At 65.0% G+C, this 17,750-nt stretch carries 14 protein-coding genes; 9 read left to right on the top strand and 5 right to left on the bottom strand.

Annotated elements, in window-relative coordinates; genetic code table 11:
• The first annotated feature begins 150 nt into the window (after positions 1–150).
• Entirely contained in the window at positions 151–780 is a 630-nt protein-coding gene (locus NZK81_RS18575; protein ID WP_260047587.1) for a LuxR C-terminal-related transcriptional regulator, read from the top strand.
• Here NZK81_RS18575 and NZK81_RS18570 read toward each other — a convergent pair.
• Positions 757–4,104 (bottom strand): hybrid sensor histidine kinase/response regulator, encoded by a 3,348-nt coding sequence (locus NZK81_RS18570; protein WP_260047586.1) that lies wholly within the window; start codon positions 4,102–4,104, stop codon positions 757–759. The two genes, NZK81_RS18575 and NZK81_RS18570, sit on opposite strands and share 24 nt — an antisense overlap.
• 220 nt (positions 4,105–4,324) lie before the next feature.
• Between NZK81_RS18570 and NZK81_RS18565 the strand changes: the two genes are divergently transcribed.
• From NZK81_RS18565 to NZK81_RS18555, 3 genes are read left to right on the top strand one after another with little or no spacing between them, the layout of a single operon-like run.
• Positions 4,325–5,668 carry an aromatic ring-hydroxylating oxygenase subunit alpha gene (locus NZK81_RS18565; RefSeq protein ID WP_260047585.1) on the top strand — a complete coding sequence of 448 codons (1,344 nt, stop codon included), beginning with the start codon at positions 4,325–4,327 and terminating at the stop codon, positions 5,666–5,668.
• 15 nt (positions 5,669–5,683) lie between these two features.
• Entirely contained in the window at positions 5,684–6,154 is a 471-nt protein-coding gene (locus tag NZK81_RS18560; protein ID WP_260047584.1) for a hypothetical protein, read from the top strand.
• Positions 6,155–6,186: 32 nt separating this feature from the next.
• The gene (locus tag NZK81_RS18555) at positions 6,187–6,888 is read left to right on the top strand and encodes a TetR/AcrR family transcriptional regulator (protein WP_260047583.1); all 702 of its coding nucleotides are present in this window, start codon (positions 6,187–6,189) and stop codon (positions 6,886–6,888) included.
• A gap of 28 nt (positions 6,889–6,916) precedes the next feature.
• On the opposite strand, the gene NZK81_RS18550 is transcribed toward NZK81_RS18555, so the two are convergent.
• From NZK81_RS18550 to NZK81_RS18540, 3 genes are read right to left on the bottom strand one after another with little or no spacing between them, the layout of a single operon-like run.
• Positions 6,917–7,381, bottom strand: a complete 465-nt coding sequence (locus NZK81_RS18550; protein ID WP_260047582.1) for a nuclear transport factor 2 family protein — start codon at positions 7,379–7,381, stop codon at positions 6,917–6,919.
• 18 nt (positions 7,382–7,399) lie between these two features.
• Positions 7,400–7,810, bottom strand: coding sequence for a VOC family protein (locus NZK81_RS18545; protein ID WP_260047581.1), 411 nt, complete (start codon positions 7,808–7,810; stop codon positions 7,400–7,402).
• Positions 7,795–8,361: a pyridoxamine 5'-phosphate oxidase family protein gene (locus NZK81_RS18540; RefSeq protein ID WP_260047580.1), complete on the bottom strand. Its 567-nt coding sequence runs from the start codon at positions 8,359–8,361 to the stop codon at positions 7,795–7,797. The genes NZK81_RS18545 and NZK81_RS18540 overlap by 16 nt, the downstream gene beginning before the upstream one ends.
• 80 nt (positions 8,362–8,441) lie before the next feature.
• On the opposite strand from NZK81_RS18540, the gene NZK81_RS18535 reads away from it, so the two are divergent.
• From NZK81_RS18535 to NZK81_RS18525, 3 genes are all read left to right on the top strand, one after another.
• Positions 8,442–9,347 (top strand): LysR family transcriptional regulator, encoded by a 906-nt coding sequence (locus NZK81_RS18535; RefSeq protein ID WP_260047579.1) that lies wholly within the window; start codon positions 8,442–8,444, stop codon positions 9,345–9,347.
• Positions 9,348–9,615: 268 nt separating this feature from the next.
• A complete protein-coding gene (locus NZK81_RS18530; RefSeq protein WP_260047578.1) occupies positions 9,616–12,030 on the top strand; it encodes a TonB-dependent receptor in 2,415 nt (804 codons plus the stop codon).
• 146 nt (positions 12,031–12,176) lie between these two features.
• Positions 12,177–13,910 (top strand): alkaline phosphatase D family protein, encoded by a 1,734-nt coding sequence (locus NZK81_RS18525; RefSeq protein WP_260047577.1) that lies wholly within the window; start codon positions 12,177–12,179, stop codon positions 13,908–13,910.
• Between the two features lie 43 nt (positions 13,911–13,953).
• On the opposite strand, the gene NZK81_RS18520 is transcribed toward NZK81_RS18525, so the two are convergent.
• Complete coding sequence (locus NZK81_RS18520) at positions 13,954–14,385, bottom strand: nuclear transport factor 2 family protein (protein ID WP_260047576.1); 432 nt, start codon at positions 14,383–14,385, stop codon at positions 13,954–13,956.
• Positions 14,386–14,556: 171 nt separating this feature from the next.
• Here NZK81_RS18520 and NZK81_RS18515 point away from each other — a divergent pair, with 171 nt between their 5' ends.
• On the top strand, positions 14,557–15,327 hold the full coding sequence (locus tag NZK81_RS18515) for a TIGR01458 family HAD-type hydrolase (protein ID WP_260047575.1): 771 nt from the start codon (positions 14,557–14,559) through the stop codon (positions 15,325–15,327).
• A gap of 137 nt (positions 15,328–15,464) precedes the next feature.
• Positions 15,465–17,741, top strand: a complete 2,277-nt coding sequence (locus tag NZK81_RS18510) for a TonB-dependent receptor (RefSeq protein WP_260047574.1) — start codon at positions 15,465–15,467, stop codon at positions 17,739–17,741.
• The last annotated feature ends 9 nt before the right edge of the window (positions 17,742–17,750 follow it).

Here is a 17,750-nt window from a genome sequence, read left to right as displayed (position 1 = left end):
GCTCGGGCAAGATCATGCGCCGCATCCTCAGGAAGATCGGCGAGAACGATTTCTCCAACCTCGGTGACACTTCCACACTTGCGGATCCCTCCGTCGTCGATAACCTCATCGCCAACAGGCCGCAGCCGGCCGACGCGTGATGAGAGAGGCTTGACCGATACGATCCTGATTGCAGACGACCACCCGCTGTTCCGCCAGGCGCTTGCCCTGGCGGTGCAACGGGTGCTGCCCAACGCTCAGTTGCGTGAAGCGGGCACGCTTTCTGCCGCCGCCCATGCCGCAGTGGAAGCGGACGACCTGCGGCTGATCCTGCTCGACCTCAAGATGCCGGGCGCGGTGGGCTATTCGGGGATCGCCCTGCTCCATGCCGAACGCCCCTCGGTCCCCATTCTCGTCGTGTCGAGCGCGGATGGCACCAGTGCGGCGGAAGAGGCACGGGCCTTCGGCGCGATCGGCTTCCTGCGCAAGGACAGCGACCTTGCCGACATCGAGGCCGCCATCCGCGATGCGCTGGGCGGCAAGGCCGCCACGGGCTCGGGCGAGCGCGAAGCGCAGATCGACACGATCCGGCATGACGTGGCCAACCTCACGCCCACCCAGCTCAAGGTCCTGCTCGCGGTGCTCGACGGCCAGCTCAACAAGCAGATCGCCCATTCGCTGGGCATTACCGAGGCCACGGTGAAAGCGCACATGACCGCGATCATGCGCAAGCTCGATGTCTCGAACCGCACACAGGCTGCGCTGGTCGCCCGCTCGCTAGGGCTCGACCTGCAACACTGACAGACCGGCAAGGAACGCCTCGATATTCGCGGCAGAGGCGGGCTTGGCGAGCACGTTCACGCCGATCGCGGCAGCCTGCTCGCGCACCTCGGGTCCGTCCTCGGCGCTGATGATGACGGCGGCAAGGCCCGGGGCCTCGGCGCGCATCGCGGAAATCAGGCTGATCCCGTCCTCGCCGTTGTCGAGCCGGTAGTCGGCAAGCACGGCATCCACTTTCCGGCTGTAAGGCAGCGCCTCGGCAATGCTGGCCGCGCCCACGGCACGGTGACCGAGCCGTTCGAGCAGGGCAATGCTGGCCTCGACAATGCGCGGATCGTTATCGACCACCAGCACGTCGAGCGATGACGGCATCGCCCTTGCCGGAGTGGGCGCACTCACCCCCTCTCCGGTATCGGCCACATCGGGGATCGCCGGCAGATAGAGGCTGAAGCGGCTGCCCTTGCCCGGAACCGAATGCACCGAAATCGTGCCGCCCAGCAGCCGCGCGATCCGTTCGGACAGCGCAAGGCCAAGGCCCAGACCTTCCGCCTCGACAGTGCCCAGCCGCGTGAATTCGTCGAAGATTGTCTCGATATGCTCGGGATCGACGCCCACGCCGGTATCCACCACGTCGATCCGCACCCCCTCCCCGCGCCGCCGCACGCCCAACAGCACGCCGCCGCGCTCGCTATAGCGCACGGCATTGGCGAGGAAGTTCTGGATCACCGAACGCAGCAGGCCGGGATCGGTGTGCACACGCCCCGGCATCGCCCCCAGCCTCAGCTCCAGCCCCTTGCTCTCGGCCATGGGGCGGAAGCCTTCGGCAAGGTCGGTCAGGAACGGGCCGAGCACGAGCGGTTCGGGCCGCGCCTCGACACCGCCGGCATCGAGCTTGCTGATGTCGAGCAGCGCGCGCAGCAGATCCTCGGCCGCGGCAATCGCGTTCTCGACGCGCTCGACAAGCGGGCGCTCCCCGGCCGCGACATCGCGTTCGAGCGCGGCGGTGAACAGGCGCGCCGCGTGCAGCGGCTGCAACAGGTCATGGCTGGCGGCAGCGAGGAAGCGTGTCTTGTCACGATCGGCCTTGGCCAGCCGCCGGTTGGCCTCGCTCAGTTCACGCGTGCGTTCGGCCACGCGCTGTTCGAGGTTTTCCAGCGTCCGGCGCAGCTCCTCGCGGACACGGGCATCCTCGGTGATGTCGGTGAAGCTGGTGACATATCCGCCGCCCGGCATCGGACCGCCGGTGGTCTTGATCACCCGACCGTCGCGGCGCAGGCGCTCGAAGCTGTATTCGCTCCCGCGCCGGAAATGGTCGAGGCGTTTCTCGACGTGGTGTTCGGGATCGCCGCCGCCGAAATCGCCGTGCAGGACGTTGTAGCGGATCAGTTCGGCAATCGGCGCGCCGATCCGCAGCATGCCGGGCGGATAATCGAACAGCGCCTCGTAGCGGCTGTTCCAGGCGATGAGGTTGAGATCGGCATCGATGACGCTGATGCCGGCATCGAGGTTCTCGAAGGTCGCGGCCAGCAGCTTTTGCGAAAAGCGCAAGGAGCGCCCGCCTTCGTCGATCAGCCGGGCAACGTCGGGCAGCGGCATCGTTCCGCCCTCGAGCGCGGAGGCGATCAGCGCGCGCGCCGAAGAAGCGCCGACCACGCGCGCAATCAGGTCTTCCGCGCGCCGGGCGGAAGCGCGGTCAAGCGCCATGCCCTCGCGGGCCTCGGGAAATTCCTCGCGCGCGCGCTCTTCCCCGACGAAGCTCGCCGTCAGCGCAACCAGATCGGCAAGATCGGTAACCCGGTGGCGTCCCCGTTTGAACCCGGGCAGCACCGGCGCCTTGATCCCGCGCGCGGCGACCAGGCCATAGACGGCAAGGTTGCAGCCAAGGCTCCAGAACACGCCATGGACCAGCGGCGTCGCCTTGCCGATCCCGAGCAGGCGCAACGGGTCGAACGGCGTCCCGGCCAGAGCGGCCAGCCAGTCCGGCGGCAGGATCGGCGGCAGGGCCAACGTATAGAGCCAGAGCGCCATTCCCGTCGCCAGGCTGGCCCGCGCGGCAATGTGATCACGCCCCACGCCATAAGTGGCGAACAGCAGGTGCGGCGTGAACTGCGCCATCGCGGCAAAGGCGATGAGGCCGATCGAGGCCAGCGAATTTTCCGAAGAGACAAGCAGCGCCCAGATCAGCGCCAGCGCCATGATGGCGAAAATGGCCATCCGCCTGACGCCGAGCATGCGCCGGCCCATCTTGCCCGACTGGCGGGACAGGCCACTTTCGAAAACCGAGGGAAAGACCAGATCGTTGGACACCATGGTGGCCAGCGCAGTGGCCTCGATGATCGCCATCGACGCCGCGGCCCCGACGCCGCCGAGCAGCGCGGCCGCCAGCACGAAAGTGCTCCCGCCGCTCTCTGGCAGTTGCAACACGTATCGGTCAGGCCCGACAGAGGCCGGCAGCAGCGCACTGCCGGCCAGCGCGATGGGCAGCACCAGAACGGCCATGAGTCCGACATAGCCAGCAAGACCGAAGCGTGCGCGCACCAGATCTTCCGGTTCACGCGCCTCGACCAGAGCCATGTAGAACTGGCGCGGCAGGGCGATGATGGCCATGGCCGAAATCAACGTGATGACGGCGAATTCCATCGACAGGTGGCCGGGACCGAAGCGTTCACCGACGATGTCCCAGCCCCTGGCGACGCTGCCTGGCTCGGCATTCAGCAAAAGCACGCAGGCCAGCGCCGCGACCGCCCCCAGCGCCAGCAGCTTGAACAGCGAATCCAGCCCGATCGCATAGACGAGCCCCTCGGCGCGCCCGGCCAGTTCATAGCGGCGCGCGCCGAACAGGATCGCGAACAGCGCCAGCAGCAGCGCAGCGACCATCATCACGGGTTCCGTCACAGGACGGGCCGAGACGATCGACATGGCGCTGCCGATCGAGCGCAACTGCAGCGCGATATAGGGGATCGTGCCCAGCAGCGCGGTCACGGTCACGAGCCGGGCGACGACGATGTCGTGCCCGAAGCGCGCGGCGATGAAGTCGGAGACGGTGACCGCCTTTTCCGCGGCGACGGCCTTGGTCAGCCGCGAGAGGAAACGCGGCGCGGCCAGCAGGAGCAGGATCGGCGCGGCATAGATCGGCAGATAGTTCCACCCTTCGCGCGCGGCGGTTCCCACCGCGCCGTAGAACGTCCAGCTCGAACAATAGACGCCCAGCGCCAGCGTATAGGCCCATTGGCGCAGGCGCGGCCGCCGGTCGAATGCCGGACGGCGCGATTCGACCGTCGCCGCGATCGCGAACAGGATCACTATCAGCGCAAGCGCCAGGATCGTCGATGAGCGTAACGGCATGCGGAGCCCCAAAACCTCTCCCGAAGGCACTAGCGACCCAGCGCCCGCGTGCAACCGAAGATCGTGTGCGCATAGGGTTTTCCGGCATTTCCGGTATTTCCTGAGGGCTGTGTCCGACCCTCCGTATTAAAGAGAATGCATCATTACATTTATTATTGTTTGAAATGGCGAATCAGCCTAGACAGCGATGACAGACAAGGACCGTGGAGAGGGTTCGACCATGAATGAGCAATCGGCCGTAAGGCCATTCGGCGAGATAGAATTTTCAGCGTTCAACTGGCGGATCGGTACCGACCGCTACACCTCGCCGGAGGTTCAGGAACGCGAGCGCGAGCAGATCTGGAGCAAGGTCTGGCAGATCGTCGGGCGTGCCGACGAACTTCCCGAGGGCGGCGACTGGAAGGTCTATACCCTGTTCGACCAATCCTACCTGATCGTGCGCGGCAAGGACGGCGTGATCCGGGGCTTCATCAATGCCTGCCGCCATCGCGGCAACATCCTGTGCGCCGAGAAAAAGGGCCATTCCGGCCGCTTCACCTGCCCCTATCACTTGTGGACCTATGGCCTCGACGGCAAGCTGCTCGCGGTTGCCCGTCCCGATCTGGTGGGAGACATCGACAAGCACGCGCACGGACTGGTGGAAGTGCCGGTGGATACCTTCGCGGGCTTCATCTTCCTCAATCCCGACAAGGACGCCAAGCCCCTCGCCGCGTTCCTCGGTGCCGAAGTCATGGCGCGGCTTTCGGCCTACAAGCTGGACGAGATGACCCCGGTCGGCATGGACGTGCGCGAGGCGCTCGACTGCAACTGGAAGGTCGTGATCGACGCCTTTTCCGAAGGCTACCACATCATCGGCGTCCATCCCGAACTGCTCTCGGTGATCGACCTCGAAGCCGGCAACAGCCGCCACGGCTTCTTCGGCGACCACGGCATGGCGGTCTCCCCCTTCGAAGTGAAGCGCACGGCGGAATGCTCGCTGGAGGAACAGGTCGAGGGCATCCGCAGCCTGCCCGGCACTTTCCCGACCGTCACCGAAGTCCTGCCCCGTTTCGAGGAACTGGTCGCCGCGTATCGCGATGCGGAAGGCACCCTCTCCTTTCCTGAGGGCGTCACTGTGCGCACCCTGCTCCAGCAGGCCACGCGCGAGACGCTGACGACCAAGGGGCTCGACGTCAGCGCGCTCAGCGACGACCAGATGAGCGACAACCAGGGCTGGTTCCTGTTCCCCAATTTCTTCATGACGATCCGCGCCGGCGAGGCGACGACGATCATGGCCTACCCGCACCCCAGCGGCGATCCCAACAAGTGCGTGTGGCACGTCACCGCCTACATGTGGCTGCCCGAGCCGGTGCGCGCGCAGTACCGCGCCGAGCCGGTCGAGGTGACCGAGCCGGGCAGCTACCCCTACTTCCTCGCGCTGCAGCAGGACTACGAGCAGATGCCGCGCCAGCAGCAGGGCCTGCGCAACAGGGGGCTCGATCACATGTCGCTGATCCACGAGGAGCTGAGCATCGCCCGGTTCCACTCGGTGCTCGACCGCTATCTTGCCAACCACGCCGCCTGACGGAGAAGCCAAGCCATGCAGATGTACGAAATGGAAGACGTGATCGGCGACTACACCGGTCTCTCGCGCAAGGCGATGGAATACGGCCAGACCACCAAGGCGCTGGTCGATGCCGCCAAGCAGCCCGGCTTCGATTCCGCCCGCTGGAACGAGATCGGCGCCTTTCTCGATACCAATGCATTCGAACGGGTCGGCAATTTCAAGGAAGTGATGGACTGGCCGACGTACCGCGATTTCCTGACCGGCTGGGCGCCGACCGCCGACTGGGAATGCTCGTTCAAGCGCGTGACCGAAAAGGGCAACCTCGTCCTGCTCGAACTGGAAGAGCGCACGACGATGGGCGGCATGCAGAACGCGGTGAACTCGCTTTCAGTCTATGAATTCGACGATGCGGGCAAGATCCGCCACCTCGACATCTACCTGCAGATGCCGCTGCCCGACCCGGCAATGCTGGCAGGCTATGCCGACGTCGACATTGCGGGATGACAGGGAGCGAGGCCTTGTTCTAGTCGGGGATCATGGAAGCGAGAGAACCCACCAGACTCTTCAGCGGCAAGCCGACGCAAAAGCCGCGACCCGACGGGCGCAGGCGCGGCCGCCCCACGCGCGAGATGATCGAGCAGCGCAACGAGGAACTGCTCGATCGCTCGCTGGACCTGTTCCTCGACCATGGCTTCGATGCCACGACGATAGACACCATCTGCGCCGATGTCGGCATGTCGCGGCGCACGATCTATTCACGCTACGGTGACAAGGAGACGCTGTTCAAGGCCGCACTCCAGCGCGCCATCGACCAGTGGATCATCCCGGTCGAGCGGTTGCGCGATCAGGAATGCGAGGATCTGGAAGCCACGCTGGTCGCGGTCGCCCGGCTGTGGGTTTCCAACATCAAGAAGAAGTCCGGCATGCGTCTGGTGCGCATCGCCAACACCGAAGTGTTCCGCAGCCCCGAGGTGGCGCAGTATCTCTGGGAACGCACGGCCGAGCCGACGCTGGGCTATCTTACCGACCTGCTCGCGCGGCGCCTGCGTCCGGATGCGGACAGCGTTCCCGATGCCCGCGACGCCGCGGCATCGTTCCTGATCCTCGTTGTCGAAGGCTCGGTGCAGCTAGCCCTGTGGGGCCAGATGTCGCCCGACGACTTCGACCGCCAGATCGCCTACCGCACGCGCCTGTTCCTGAAAGGTGCGCTCTGCCCGCCCGCCGGCGCGGCGCGGTAAGGGCGACAAGGCAGCGCAAGGAACGGGCTCAGAGCCCCAGGTCGGAAAGCCCCGGATGGTCTGCCGGACGCGCGCCCGCAGGCCAGTGAAACAACCGGTCGGACGAATTGATCGGCACGTCATTGATACTGGCGATGCGCCGCTCCATCAGGCCGTTGGGCGCAAACTGCCAGTTCTCATTGCCGTAGCTGCGCCACCACTGCCCGTCACCGTCATGCCATTCATAGGCGAAGCGCACGGCAATGCGGTTGCCCTCACACGCCCACAGCTCCTTGATCAGGCGATACTCGCGTTCATGCTGCCACTTTCGTGTCAGGAACGCCTCGATCTCGGCACGCCCCTGCAGGAACGCGTTGCGATTGCGCCAGATACTGTCGGGCGTATAGGCCAGCGCCACCCGCGCCGGATCGCGGCTGTTCCAGCCATCTTCAGCGGCGCGAACCTTCTGCCTGGCAGCCTCGCGCCCGAATGGCGGATATGGAGGACGTGACATGGACGATGACTCCTGCATTCAGGCGAACGGCGTGGCGAATTCGATGCGGATACCGCCGGGCATCGTGCAGATGAAATGCCGGGTCGACGCACCTTCACGGATCGGTTCCGGTGCGAATTCGACCGTGGTTCCGGGATAGCCCTTCACCCTGTCGTGAACACCGTCCAGAGCGACATCGTCGGCGACACGCAGGGCGAGGTGATGAAGCCCGATATTGCCGTGGCGGTCGAAGGCATTGGCCGTTTGCGGATCGGCCGCGCGCCACAAGGTCAGCAGGGTCGTCCCATCGGAAACGAAGAGCGCGGGATAGTCAGGCACCGCGCCGACCTGTTCGAAGCCCAGCGCGTCGCAGAAAAATCCGCGCGCCTCGTCGAGATCGCGTACAACCAGCCCGATGTGGTGGGCTCCCTGTGTCAGACTTCCGGCCATTTTCCATCCTTTCGCATGTGCATGAGATCTTCCGCCGTCCAGCGCGGCGTAATGTGTTGCGGGCAGTTCCAGTCAAACGCGGCCACCTCGATCACAAAGGCTCCCCAAGGCATGGCCGCATAATCTTCCGGCATGAGGTCCAGGACCTGCTCGGCCGCCTCGCGGCGGGCATGACCGATCAGCTTGAGGCGGCGGCGCGCCGGGTAATCGACCAGGATAAGCGCGACGCGGTCGTTCCGGGCGACATTGCCCGCCGACATGAACTGCCGGTTGCCCCGGAAGTCCGCGAAGCCGATGTGCCTTTCATCCAGCACCTTCAGGAAGCCTTTGGGACCACCGCGATGCTGGACATAGGGCCAGCCATCCTGCGTGACGCTGGCCATGTAGAAACTGTCACGCGCCGCGATGAATTCCCTCTCGCGCGCGCCGAGCGGATCGCCCAGCCCGTCGGCCCGGCTTTCCATGGCCGCGTAGGCGGCGCGGGAACCATCCTGCACCTGCAGGGCCCGCGCTTCATCGCCAAGCATGGATCGAACGAAGTTTGCCGTCATGGCGACGTCTCTTACCGAACACCATAAATCGTGATAATCATCCAATTTTATGAATCTCTATTGCAAAAAGTGAAATTATAATGGACCGGTTTGAAGCCCTGTCGGCCTTCGTGGCGGTGGCCGATCACCGCAGTTTCACGGCTGCCGCACGCGCGCTCGGCATCTCGCCCGCGAAAGCGACCCGCACCGTTGCCGCGCTCGAAGCCCATCTCGGCGTATCGCTGTTCCACCGCTCGACCCGCAGCGTCTCGCTTTCGCACGAGGGTGCCGCGCTGCTGGAACGGGCGCGCGGCCTGTTGTCCGATTTGCGCGATGCGGAACACTTGGTGATGGGTGGTGCGTCTGCCCCCCAGGGCGAACTTCACGTCACTGCACCGGTCATGTTTGGAAGGCTTCACGTGTTGCCGGTGATCGCACGCCTGCTTGCCGAACATGGCGGCCTTTCGGCGCGCATGATGCTGATCGACCGCAACGTCCGCATCGTCGAGGAAGGCATCGACGTTGCGGTACGAATCGGCGAACTCACCGACAGCAGCCTGATGACCGTCCGGCTCGGCAAGGTCCGCCAGACTCTTGTCGCCAGCCCGGACTATCTGGAGCGCCGCGGCACGCCGCGCAGCCCCGCCGATCTTGTCCACCACGAATGCATCGGCGGCACGGGCGTGCGCTACGACAAGGCCTGGCGCTTCGCCCCCAATGGCGAGACCCGCATCCCCTACACCCCCCGCCTCACGGTCGACCATGTCTCCGCCAAGATCGCGGCGGCCGAGGCGGGCGTCGGAATTGCCAATGTCCTCAGCTATCAGGTGGCGGAGCAGCTACGCTCCGGGCAGTTGGTCCGCCTGCTCGCCGACGACATGCCCCTGCCTGTCCCTGTCCAGCTTCTCTACCATTCCAGCCGCGCCGCCATGCCCGCGGTTCGGGCCTTCATCGACGGGATGCGCATGGAAGCCCGGCAAGGCGCTTGGGAAAGTCTCACTGGCTGAAAGCTGATGCGGCACATCCAGCCCGCCCCGTCATCGCGCATGCGGCATTGCACACGTCATGACACGAAAGACGGCCGAACGCCTCCGCCCCGGCCGGGAATGGGCGCACCGGCCGCAACATTCGTCATTTTACAGACATTTAAAAGTCGTCAAATCAACATCGTAGTGTCTTTGTACTGACTGCAAACTGCCTCTGAACTGACCACAGCACGTCAGAAAACAGGACCAGATGGCCCCCGAAACAAAATTCTCAATCAGGGGGTCCAAAATGCGAATCCAGACTATCCGCCGTGCCTGCATCCTGGGCACATGCCTCGCCGCCATCGCCGTGGCTTCGCCCGCCATGGCCGAAGACGCCGCAGCCGACGCGGCCGGCAGCAGCGACGCGGAAGCCATCGTCGTCACCGGTACGCGCACGACTTACAACAACTCGGCGCTGAGCGAGGAACTGATCGCGGACAAGTCGCCGGTCTCCTCGGTCCTCGACATCGCCAACACCCTGCCCGGCGTGCAGGTTCAGGAAGGCGACGCCTTCGGTTTCGACGACTGGTCGACCGCCTTCTCGATCCGCGGCTTCCAGACCAACCTCGACCAGCAGCAGGTCGGCATCACCATCGACGGCCTGCCCAACGGCGGTTCGAACTACGGTGGCGGCTCGAAGGCCAACCGCTTCATCGACACGATGAACATCCGCACCGTCGAGGTTTCGCAGGGCACCTCGGACATCGGCTCGTTGTCGAACGAGGCGCTGGGCGGCACGCTCAACTTCGTGACCTCCGACCCGATCGACGACATGCGCGTGCGGCTGTCCGGCTCGGTCGGCGACTATGAGGCCCGCCGCTACTACGGCCGTTTCGACACCGGCCTGTTCCTGAACGACACCGCCAAGGCCTGGATTTCCTACTCGCACCAGGAAGCCACCGACTGGATGGAAGGTTCGGCGCAGAACCACCGCGACAACTTCGCCGGCAAGTTCATCATCGACATGCCGGTCAGGCTGACCGGCTATGTCAGCTACGATGACGCGCACGAAGACAACTACGACCAGATGTACACCCAGGATCAGTACGCGGCGAACCCGCATAACGACGCTCTGGGCGGCACGTGGACCGGCGTTCCGGTGCTCGACCAGAACTACCGCCGCGTCTGGTCGACGCTGCGCAAGAACTTCCTCGGCTACCTGAAGGCCGAAACCACGCTGTTCGACTCGCTCGATATCAAGGCCGCGGCCTACTACCATGACATGGCCGGACGCGGTGACTGGGCCCCGCCCTATATCGTCGATACCATCAACGACGGCACGAACCCCGAAAGCGAGCTTTCGGGCAGCAGCCATTCAAACGGCTATCAGGCTTGGTGGAGTACACTTCCGCCCGGTTCCACTGTCCCGCCGCGCTACTATTTCGTCGATGCCAGCGGCCGGCAACTGGCTCCGGCGGCCGACTGCGTCAGCCCGCTTGTTGATCCCAATTTCAACCCCGCCTGCTACCCTGCCGGTGCGATCGGCGCCCAGTCGTACCGCCACACGCACTACCGCAAGGACCGCACCGGCGGCACGCTGGATGCCTCGTGGAAGGCCGATCTCGGCATGGTGCAGAACACCCTGCGCGGCGGCCTGTGGTACGAGGACACCAATCGTCAGGAATGGCGCGACTGGCACAACGTGACCGACACGACCGTCGGCCCGGCATACGACTCCATGCCCTACTGGACGCAGTACAGCCGCAAGTATCCGCAGGACACCTTCAAGTGGTACGTGCAGGATACGGTCGAGTTCGGCCCGGTCACGGCCAACTTCGGCGCCAAGCAGTTCGTCAACCATGTCGAACGCATCGACCTGTTCGGCCAGACCCCCGACACTAAGTTCAAGTCGACGTCCGATGTGCTGCTCTCGGGCGGCATCCAGATCGAACCGATGGCGGGCCTCAACGTGTTCGGCGGCTATGCCGAGAACTTCAAGGCGCTTACCGATGCGGTGCTGGAGTTCGGCAATGCCGACCTTTCCCAACTCAAGCCGGAAACCTCGGAAAACTGGGAAGCCGGCATGCGTTACGAGAACGGCTGGTTCAATGCCTCGGCCACCTGGTTCAAGGCCAAGTTCTCCAACCAGGTGCTGTTTGTCTCGAACAGCGGGGTAGACGGCATCGACTACCTCGGCGAGGGTGACGGCAAGTTCTTCAACGTTGGCGGCATCGACTCCGAAGGCTTCGAACTGCTCGCCAATGTCCGTCCGACGGCCGGGCTCAACCTCTACGCCGCCTATACCTACATCGATGCCACGTATCGCGGAACCAAGGATCTTATTGCGGGTACCGATGACGATAAGGACATCATCGATGGGATCAATGCGATCGCCGGTAATCGCGTCGCGGGCATCCCGAAGCACATGTGGGTCCTGTCCGGCAACTACCGGTACGGCCCGGTCTCCGTGGGCGTGACCGGCAAGTACACCGGCGACCGCTTCGTTAATTCCGACAACAGCTGGGTCGCGCAAAACTACTTCCTCACCGACCTCAACGTCAGCGTGAAGGGCGAGGCTCTGAGCAAGGCGCTCAAAGCGCTCGAGTTCAACCTGACCGTCAACAACCTCACCAACGAGGACTACCTCGGCGGCATCTCGGGCAACTACGCCTGGATCGGCGCGCGGCGCACGACGGTGTTCACGGTTACCGCCGACTTCTGATCGGCACATCGCAGACACTCATGGGGGAGTGTTCGGAAAGCGGGTCGGTGTCCAAAGCCGGCCCGCATTCCTTTTTCAGACAAATGCCACACCGGCGCGGCACGGATCGCGCGCCGGACACGGACAGGCCGACAGGAGTCCAGACTATGACCCGCCCATTTCACCACGCCGAAGTATCCCGCCGCGCCCTGCTGGCCGGCATGGCCGGAAGCGCGGCCTTTCTGGCGATGCCTTCCTCCGTGCTGGCGCAGGTGGCACCCGCCAATCCGACCTTCCGCCACGGCGTCGCCAGCGGCGATCCGGACGCGACCAGCATCGTCCTGTGGACGCGCGTGACCGCCGAAGGCCCCGTCGAAGGCACCTGGGAACTGAGCGCGACGCCCGACTTCGCGAAAGTGCTCAAGACCGGGCCGTTCAAGACCGATGCCGATCGCGACCACACGGTCAAGGTGCTGGCCGAAGGTCTGGCGCCCGGCGGTATGTACTACTACCGTTTCCGCATGGGTGATGCCGTCTCGCCGCTCGGCCGCGCGCGCACGCTGCCCGACGGCCGGCTGGACCGGCTCGGCATCGCGCTGGCAAGCTGCTCGAACTATGCGTTCGGCTACTTCAATGCCTATGACGCGATCGCGCGCGACGCCGATGTCGACTTCGTGCTGCACACCGGCGACTACATCTACGAATACGGCGGCAAGGACGGCTGGGGCGCGGACATCGCGCAGAAGATCGGCCGCGTGCAGGCCCCGCTGCACGAGATCGTCTCGCTCACCGACTACCGCACCCGCCACGCGCAGTACAAGACCGATGCCGGCGCGCAGGCCATGCATGCGAACCACTCCCTGCTCGCCTGCTGGGACGATCACGAGAGCGCCAACAACCCCTGGACCGGCGGCGCGCAGAACCACCAGCCGGATACCGAAGGCGACTGGGCCACGCGCCGCGCCGCCTCGATCCGAGCCTATTTCGAATGGATGCCGGTGCGCGAGCCCGAATGGCTCAAGGCCAGGGGGCGCACCCGCATGCAGTTCTGGCGCGGATACAGCTTCGGCGACCTTGCCACGCTGCACACGATCGAAACGCGCCACACCGCGCGCGCAAAGCAGATCGAATACGTGGATTATGCCGAGACCATCACCGATGCCGCTTCGGCGGAGCGCTTCAAGAAGGAGGTGCTCGGCGCGCCGAACCGGCCCATTCTCTCGGCCGAATGCGAAGCCGACCTTTCCGCCGCCCTTTCCCGCTCGGTCGAGCAGGGCCAGCCCTGGCGGATCATCGGCTGCCCGATGGTGATCGGCCGGGTAGAAGTGCCCGATGTCGTCAAGCTGGGCGTGGTCCCCGATCCGTCGGCAAGGCTGGCCGCGGCGAAGTCCAGGGAAGAGCTGGCCAAGCTGTCCGCAGATCCCGCCGTCGCCATCGCCTGGAAGGGCAAGTACAACCTGCCCGACTACACCGACGCCTGGGGCGGCTATCCCTGGGCGCGCGAGCGGCTCTACGACCTCTCCCGCAAGGCCGGCGCGGGCGATCTGGTGTTCCTGTCGGGTGACAGCCACAGCTTCTGGGCCAACCGCCTTGCCGACGACGCGGGTCGTTCGGCGGGCATCGAGTTCGGCACGGCGGGCATTTCCTCACCCGGCGATTTCGTGGACAGCGGCTTTGGCGATACCACCGCCCGCGCGCTCGACAAGGTCTATGCCGAGCACATTCCCGAGGTCACCTGGACCGACAACATGCATCAGGGCTACGTCCGCGTCGAATTCACGCGCGAGCAGGGCGTGGCGACTTTCGTGGCGGTCGATACCGTGCTGACGCCCGACTACCGCACCATGGTACTGCGCCGGGTTCCCTTCGCACGGCAGGGCAAAGAAGTCGCCTTCACCTGACCCCTCGGCCCTGACCGGACGGTCCCGAGCGGCGCCTTTCCGGTCAGTTCCCGTGCGCCATTTCCGCGCTCTTTTCCGCCAGCAGGGGAAGGATCGTGCTGTCGGCCAGAACGGTGCAGAAGTATTCGTTAAGCTGCCTGATCCTGCCGTTCTCGAAGCTGAAAATGAAGACATACTGATTGGCATAGGGCACGCCGTTGCTGAGCACGGCGTCGCCCTCCCACTCGACGACCACCGTGTCGCCTTCGGCCACGACCTTCTCGAACTTCGGGCGAAAACCCGTCGGGAGGATTTCCTTGAAGGCTTCGACCGTCGCCAGCATGGTTTCGCGGTTGCGCGTTCCCGATACCTGCGCGAAGCCCTTGGTCACCGTGAATGCGTCGGGCGCGAGGCACTCCGCCTGCCCCGCTGCATCGCCCTCGCTCATGGCGTGAATGAATTTTAGCGCCACCTGCTTGTTGGCTTCGCTCGTCATGTCATCCTCTGTCCCGGTTATGTCCGAGTAAGAAACGATAGCATGGCTATAAGAAACGAACAAAGTGCTAAATATCCGACACCTGCGGGCTGGCCTTGGATGACGCGCCGTATTCTTCTAGAATGCGCGGGAAAGCCGATGCGATCGCACCGCCGCCGCAGGAGAACGTGAATGGCCGCCTTCAGGGGAGCGCTCCTCGACCTTGGCGGGGTGGTCTATGTCGGCGATGCCCCGTTACCCGGCGCGATCGAGGCCATCGACCGGCTGCGCAAGGCGGGGATCGGCGTGCGCTTCCTGACCAACACGACACGAACGCCGCACCGCGGCCTTTGCAGGAACCTCGCCAGGATGGGGCTGGTCGTGGAAGAAGACGAACTGTTCACCCCCGCCCTCGCCGCCCGGCGCCTGCTTGCCGAACGCGGCCATGTCGCCCGGCTGCTGGTCGCCCCGGCACTTGAAGAGGACTTCGAAGGCCTTCCGCTATCGGGACAGAGCACCGCGCTGGTGATCGGCGATGCCGGGGACGGTTTCACCTACGAGGCGCTGAACAGTGCGTTTCGCGCACTCGAGGACGGCGCAGAGTTCCTGGCACTGGGATACAACCGCAGCTTTCGCGACGAGGACGGCGGGCTGAGCCTCGATGCCGGCCCTTTCGTGGCGGCGCTGGAATTCGCCAGCAGGCGCAAAGCCACCGTGATCGGCAAGCCGGAGCCCGGCTTCTTCCATGCCGCCCTGGCCAGCATGGGATGCGCCGCCCGGGACGCGCTCATGATCGGCGACGACGTGGAGAGCGACGTCGCGGGCGCCATGGCGGCCGGACTGTCGGGCATACTGGTGCGAACCGGAAAGTACCAGCCGGGCGCCGAAGGGCATATCGACCCGCCGCCGACGCACGTGGCCGACGACCTGGCAGCGGCGGTCGACTGGATTTTCGCGCACTGACGCGGGCACTGCCGGAACGCCGGGTTTACCGAAAAGCGACATTGAAACGTCATCGCGCGCCCCTACCCCGGCTTGCGTCGGAAAACTCGATTCCCAAGGATACAGCGTTGAAACGAAGCACTTTGTTCGCAGGTCTCATGGCAGGCTCCATCCTCGCCGGGGGCCATTCGGCGGCTTTCGCGGAAGAAGCTCCGGCGGCCGAGGCGCAAGCGGACAGTGCCGGGGACGATTCCAGCTCGATCATCGTCACCGCGCAAAAGTACAGGCAGCGCGCCGTCGACGTACCCCTTACGATGACGGTCGAATCCGGCGAGCGCATGCGCGAACTGGGCGTGACGGATCTCGGCGATCTGTCGAACTACGTCCCCGGCCTCAACGTACAGGTGCAAAGCGCCAACAACCCCGGCTTCGTCATTCGCGGCATCACCTCCGACAGTGGTTCGGCGCAGCAGGCGCCGCGCGTAACGCTCTACTACAACGGCGTGGACATCTCCCGCTCGCGCGGGGCCTATCAGGGCCTCTACGATCTGGAGCGCATCGAGGTCCTCAAGGGCCCGCAGGCAACGCTGTTCGGCACGGCCGCGACGATCGGCGCAATCAGCCTGATCTCGACCAAGCCGAAGGCAGGCGTATCGGCGCAGCTGACCGGCGGATACGGCAACTACGACGCTTACAAGCTCGAAGGCTATGTGAACGCCGGGAGCGACGTGCTGGCGGGCCGCGTCGCCTGGCAGTGGAAGAAGCGGGACGGCTACGTCCCCAATCTCGCGCCCGGTCAGGAAGATCTCTACGCGCAGGACCAGCTCGGCCTGCGCGGATCGCTGCGCTTCACGCCGACAAGCGATTTCACCGCAGACCTGATCGTCACCTACGACCGGCAGCGCAATTCGGGCACGCCGTTCCTCAGCAAGGCGCTGGGCTCCACCGCCGTGGACGGCGTCTACGGCCCTGCCTATCTCGGCGGCTCGCCCTATTCGGCGCAGGTGCTCGGCGCCAGCAAGCTGGGCCTGCACCGCGACGTCTACGACGTGAACTTCACCGCGAGCTGGGACTTCGCCGACGGATGGAACTTCACCACCGTCAACGGCTATCGCGATTTCGACGCGCTGGAAGTGTTCGACGCGGACGGTTCCGCCGCCTGGTACCTGGAGTTCGCGGAACACGCCAAGGGCTGGGAAGCCAGCCATGAAGGCCGTTTCACCTACAGCGACGACCAGTGGCGCGCCTCGTTCGGGTGGAACTATTTCATCGAGGACAGCTACCAGAACGTGCCCTTCTCGACCGAGGAGGGAACCTACCTGCAATGCACGCTGAACATCATTCCCGGCCTCGGCTGCGTCGCTCCCGACAATACCGTCCCGGCATCGTTGGCGACCGGGCTGGCGACCGGCGGCCTGCTGAGCGCGGTACCCTATGCAAGCTGGTTCGAGAACAAGGGTCGCAACCAGTCCTGGTCCATGTTCGGCGATGCGACCTGGAAGCCGACCCCGGAGCTGGAACTGACGGCGGGCGCGCGCGTGCTGATCGAGAAACGCAAGTCGGGCTACGGCGCCTATCAGCCCAACTCGGTGCTGGCCGGCGTCCCGCTGCTGCCGCTGGCCAACACCGGCGGAGACTTCTTCTACGCCGAGCGGTCCTACGAAGCGCTGCTGCCGCGCTTCAACGTGCTCTATCACATCACACCCACCCTGAACCTCTACGCGACCGTCTCGGAAGGGCGCCGCTCGCCGGTGGTCCAGCTTTCGGCGGCGCCGGGCCCGGTGCCCGCGCTTGACCTGATCCCGGCGGAAAAGGTCTGGAACTACGAAGCAGGCATCAAGGGCACCGTCGGCATGTTCTCCGGTTCGCTAGGCGTCTACTATGACGACTACAGCAACTTCCAGGTGACCATCGTCGATGCCGCGACCGGCGTGACGCGGACCGAGAGTGCCGGTTCCGCCGCCAACCTCGGCGTCGAAGGCGAGATCGAGGCTCGCTTCACCGAATGGCTGCGCGCCTTCGGCAACTTCGGCTTCATCAGCGGCGGGGTGGACGACAAGGCATCGAACGGGGTCTATGCCGGCAACCAGTTCCGCCTGCAGCCCAAGTGGCAATGGTCGGCGGGCTTCATGCTGAATGCCCCGGTCACCGAAAGCGCGCGCGTGTTCCTGGCGCCCAGCGTCACCTACCGCAGCAAGATCTACTTCGAACTGCCCAACAGCGAACCCATCAGCCAGGGCCCGGTAACGCTGGTGAACGTGCGCGGCGGCGTGTCCTTCGCGAACGACCGGTTCGAGATCGCGGGTTACGCCCGCAACCTGACCGACAAGCGCTACCTCCTCGATGCCGGCAATACCGGCGGCGGTTTCGGCTATCCGACGTTCATTCCCGCCGAGCCGCGCACCTACGGCATCGAACTCACCGCCCGCTACTGACCCCGCCCC

The organism is Novosphingobium mangrovisedimenti (assembly GCF_025153475.1).
GTDB lineage: Bacteria > Pseudomonadota > Alphaproteobacteria > Sphingomonadales > Sphingomonadaceae > Novosphingobium > Novosphingobium mangrovi_A.
Note: the sequence above shows the minus strand (reverse complement) of the source record. Positions and strands in the feature narration are given on the sequence as shown.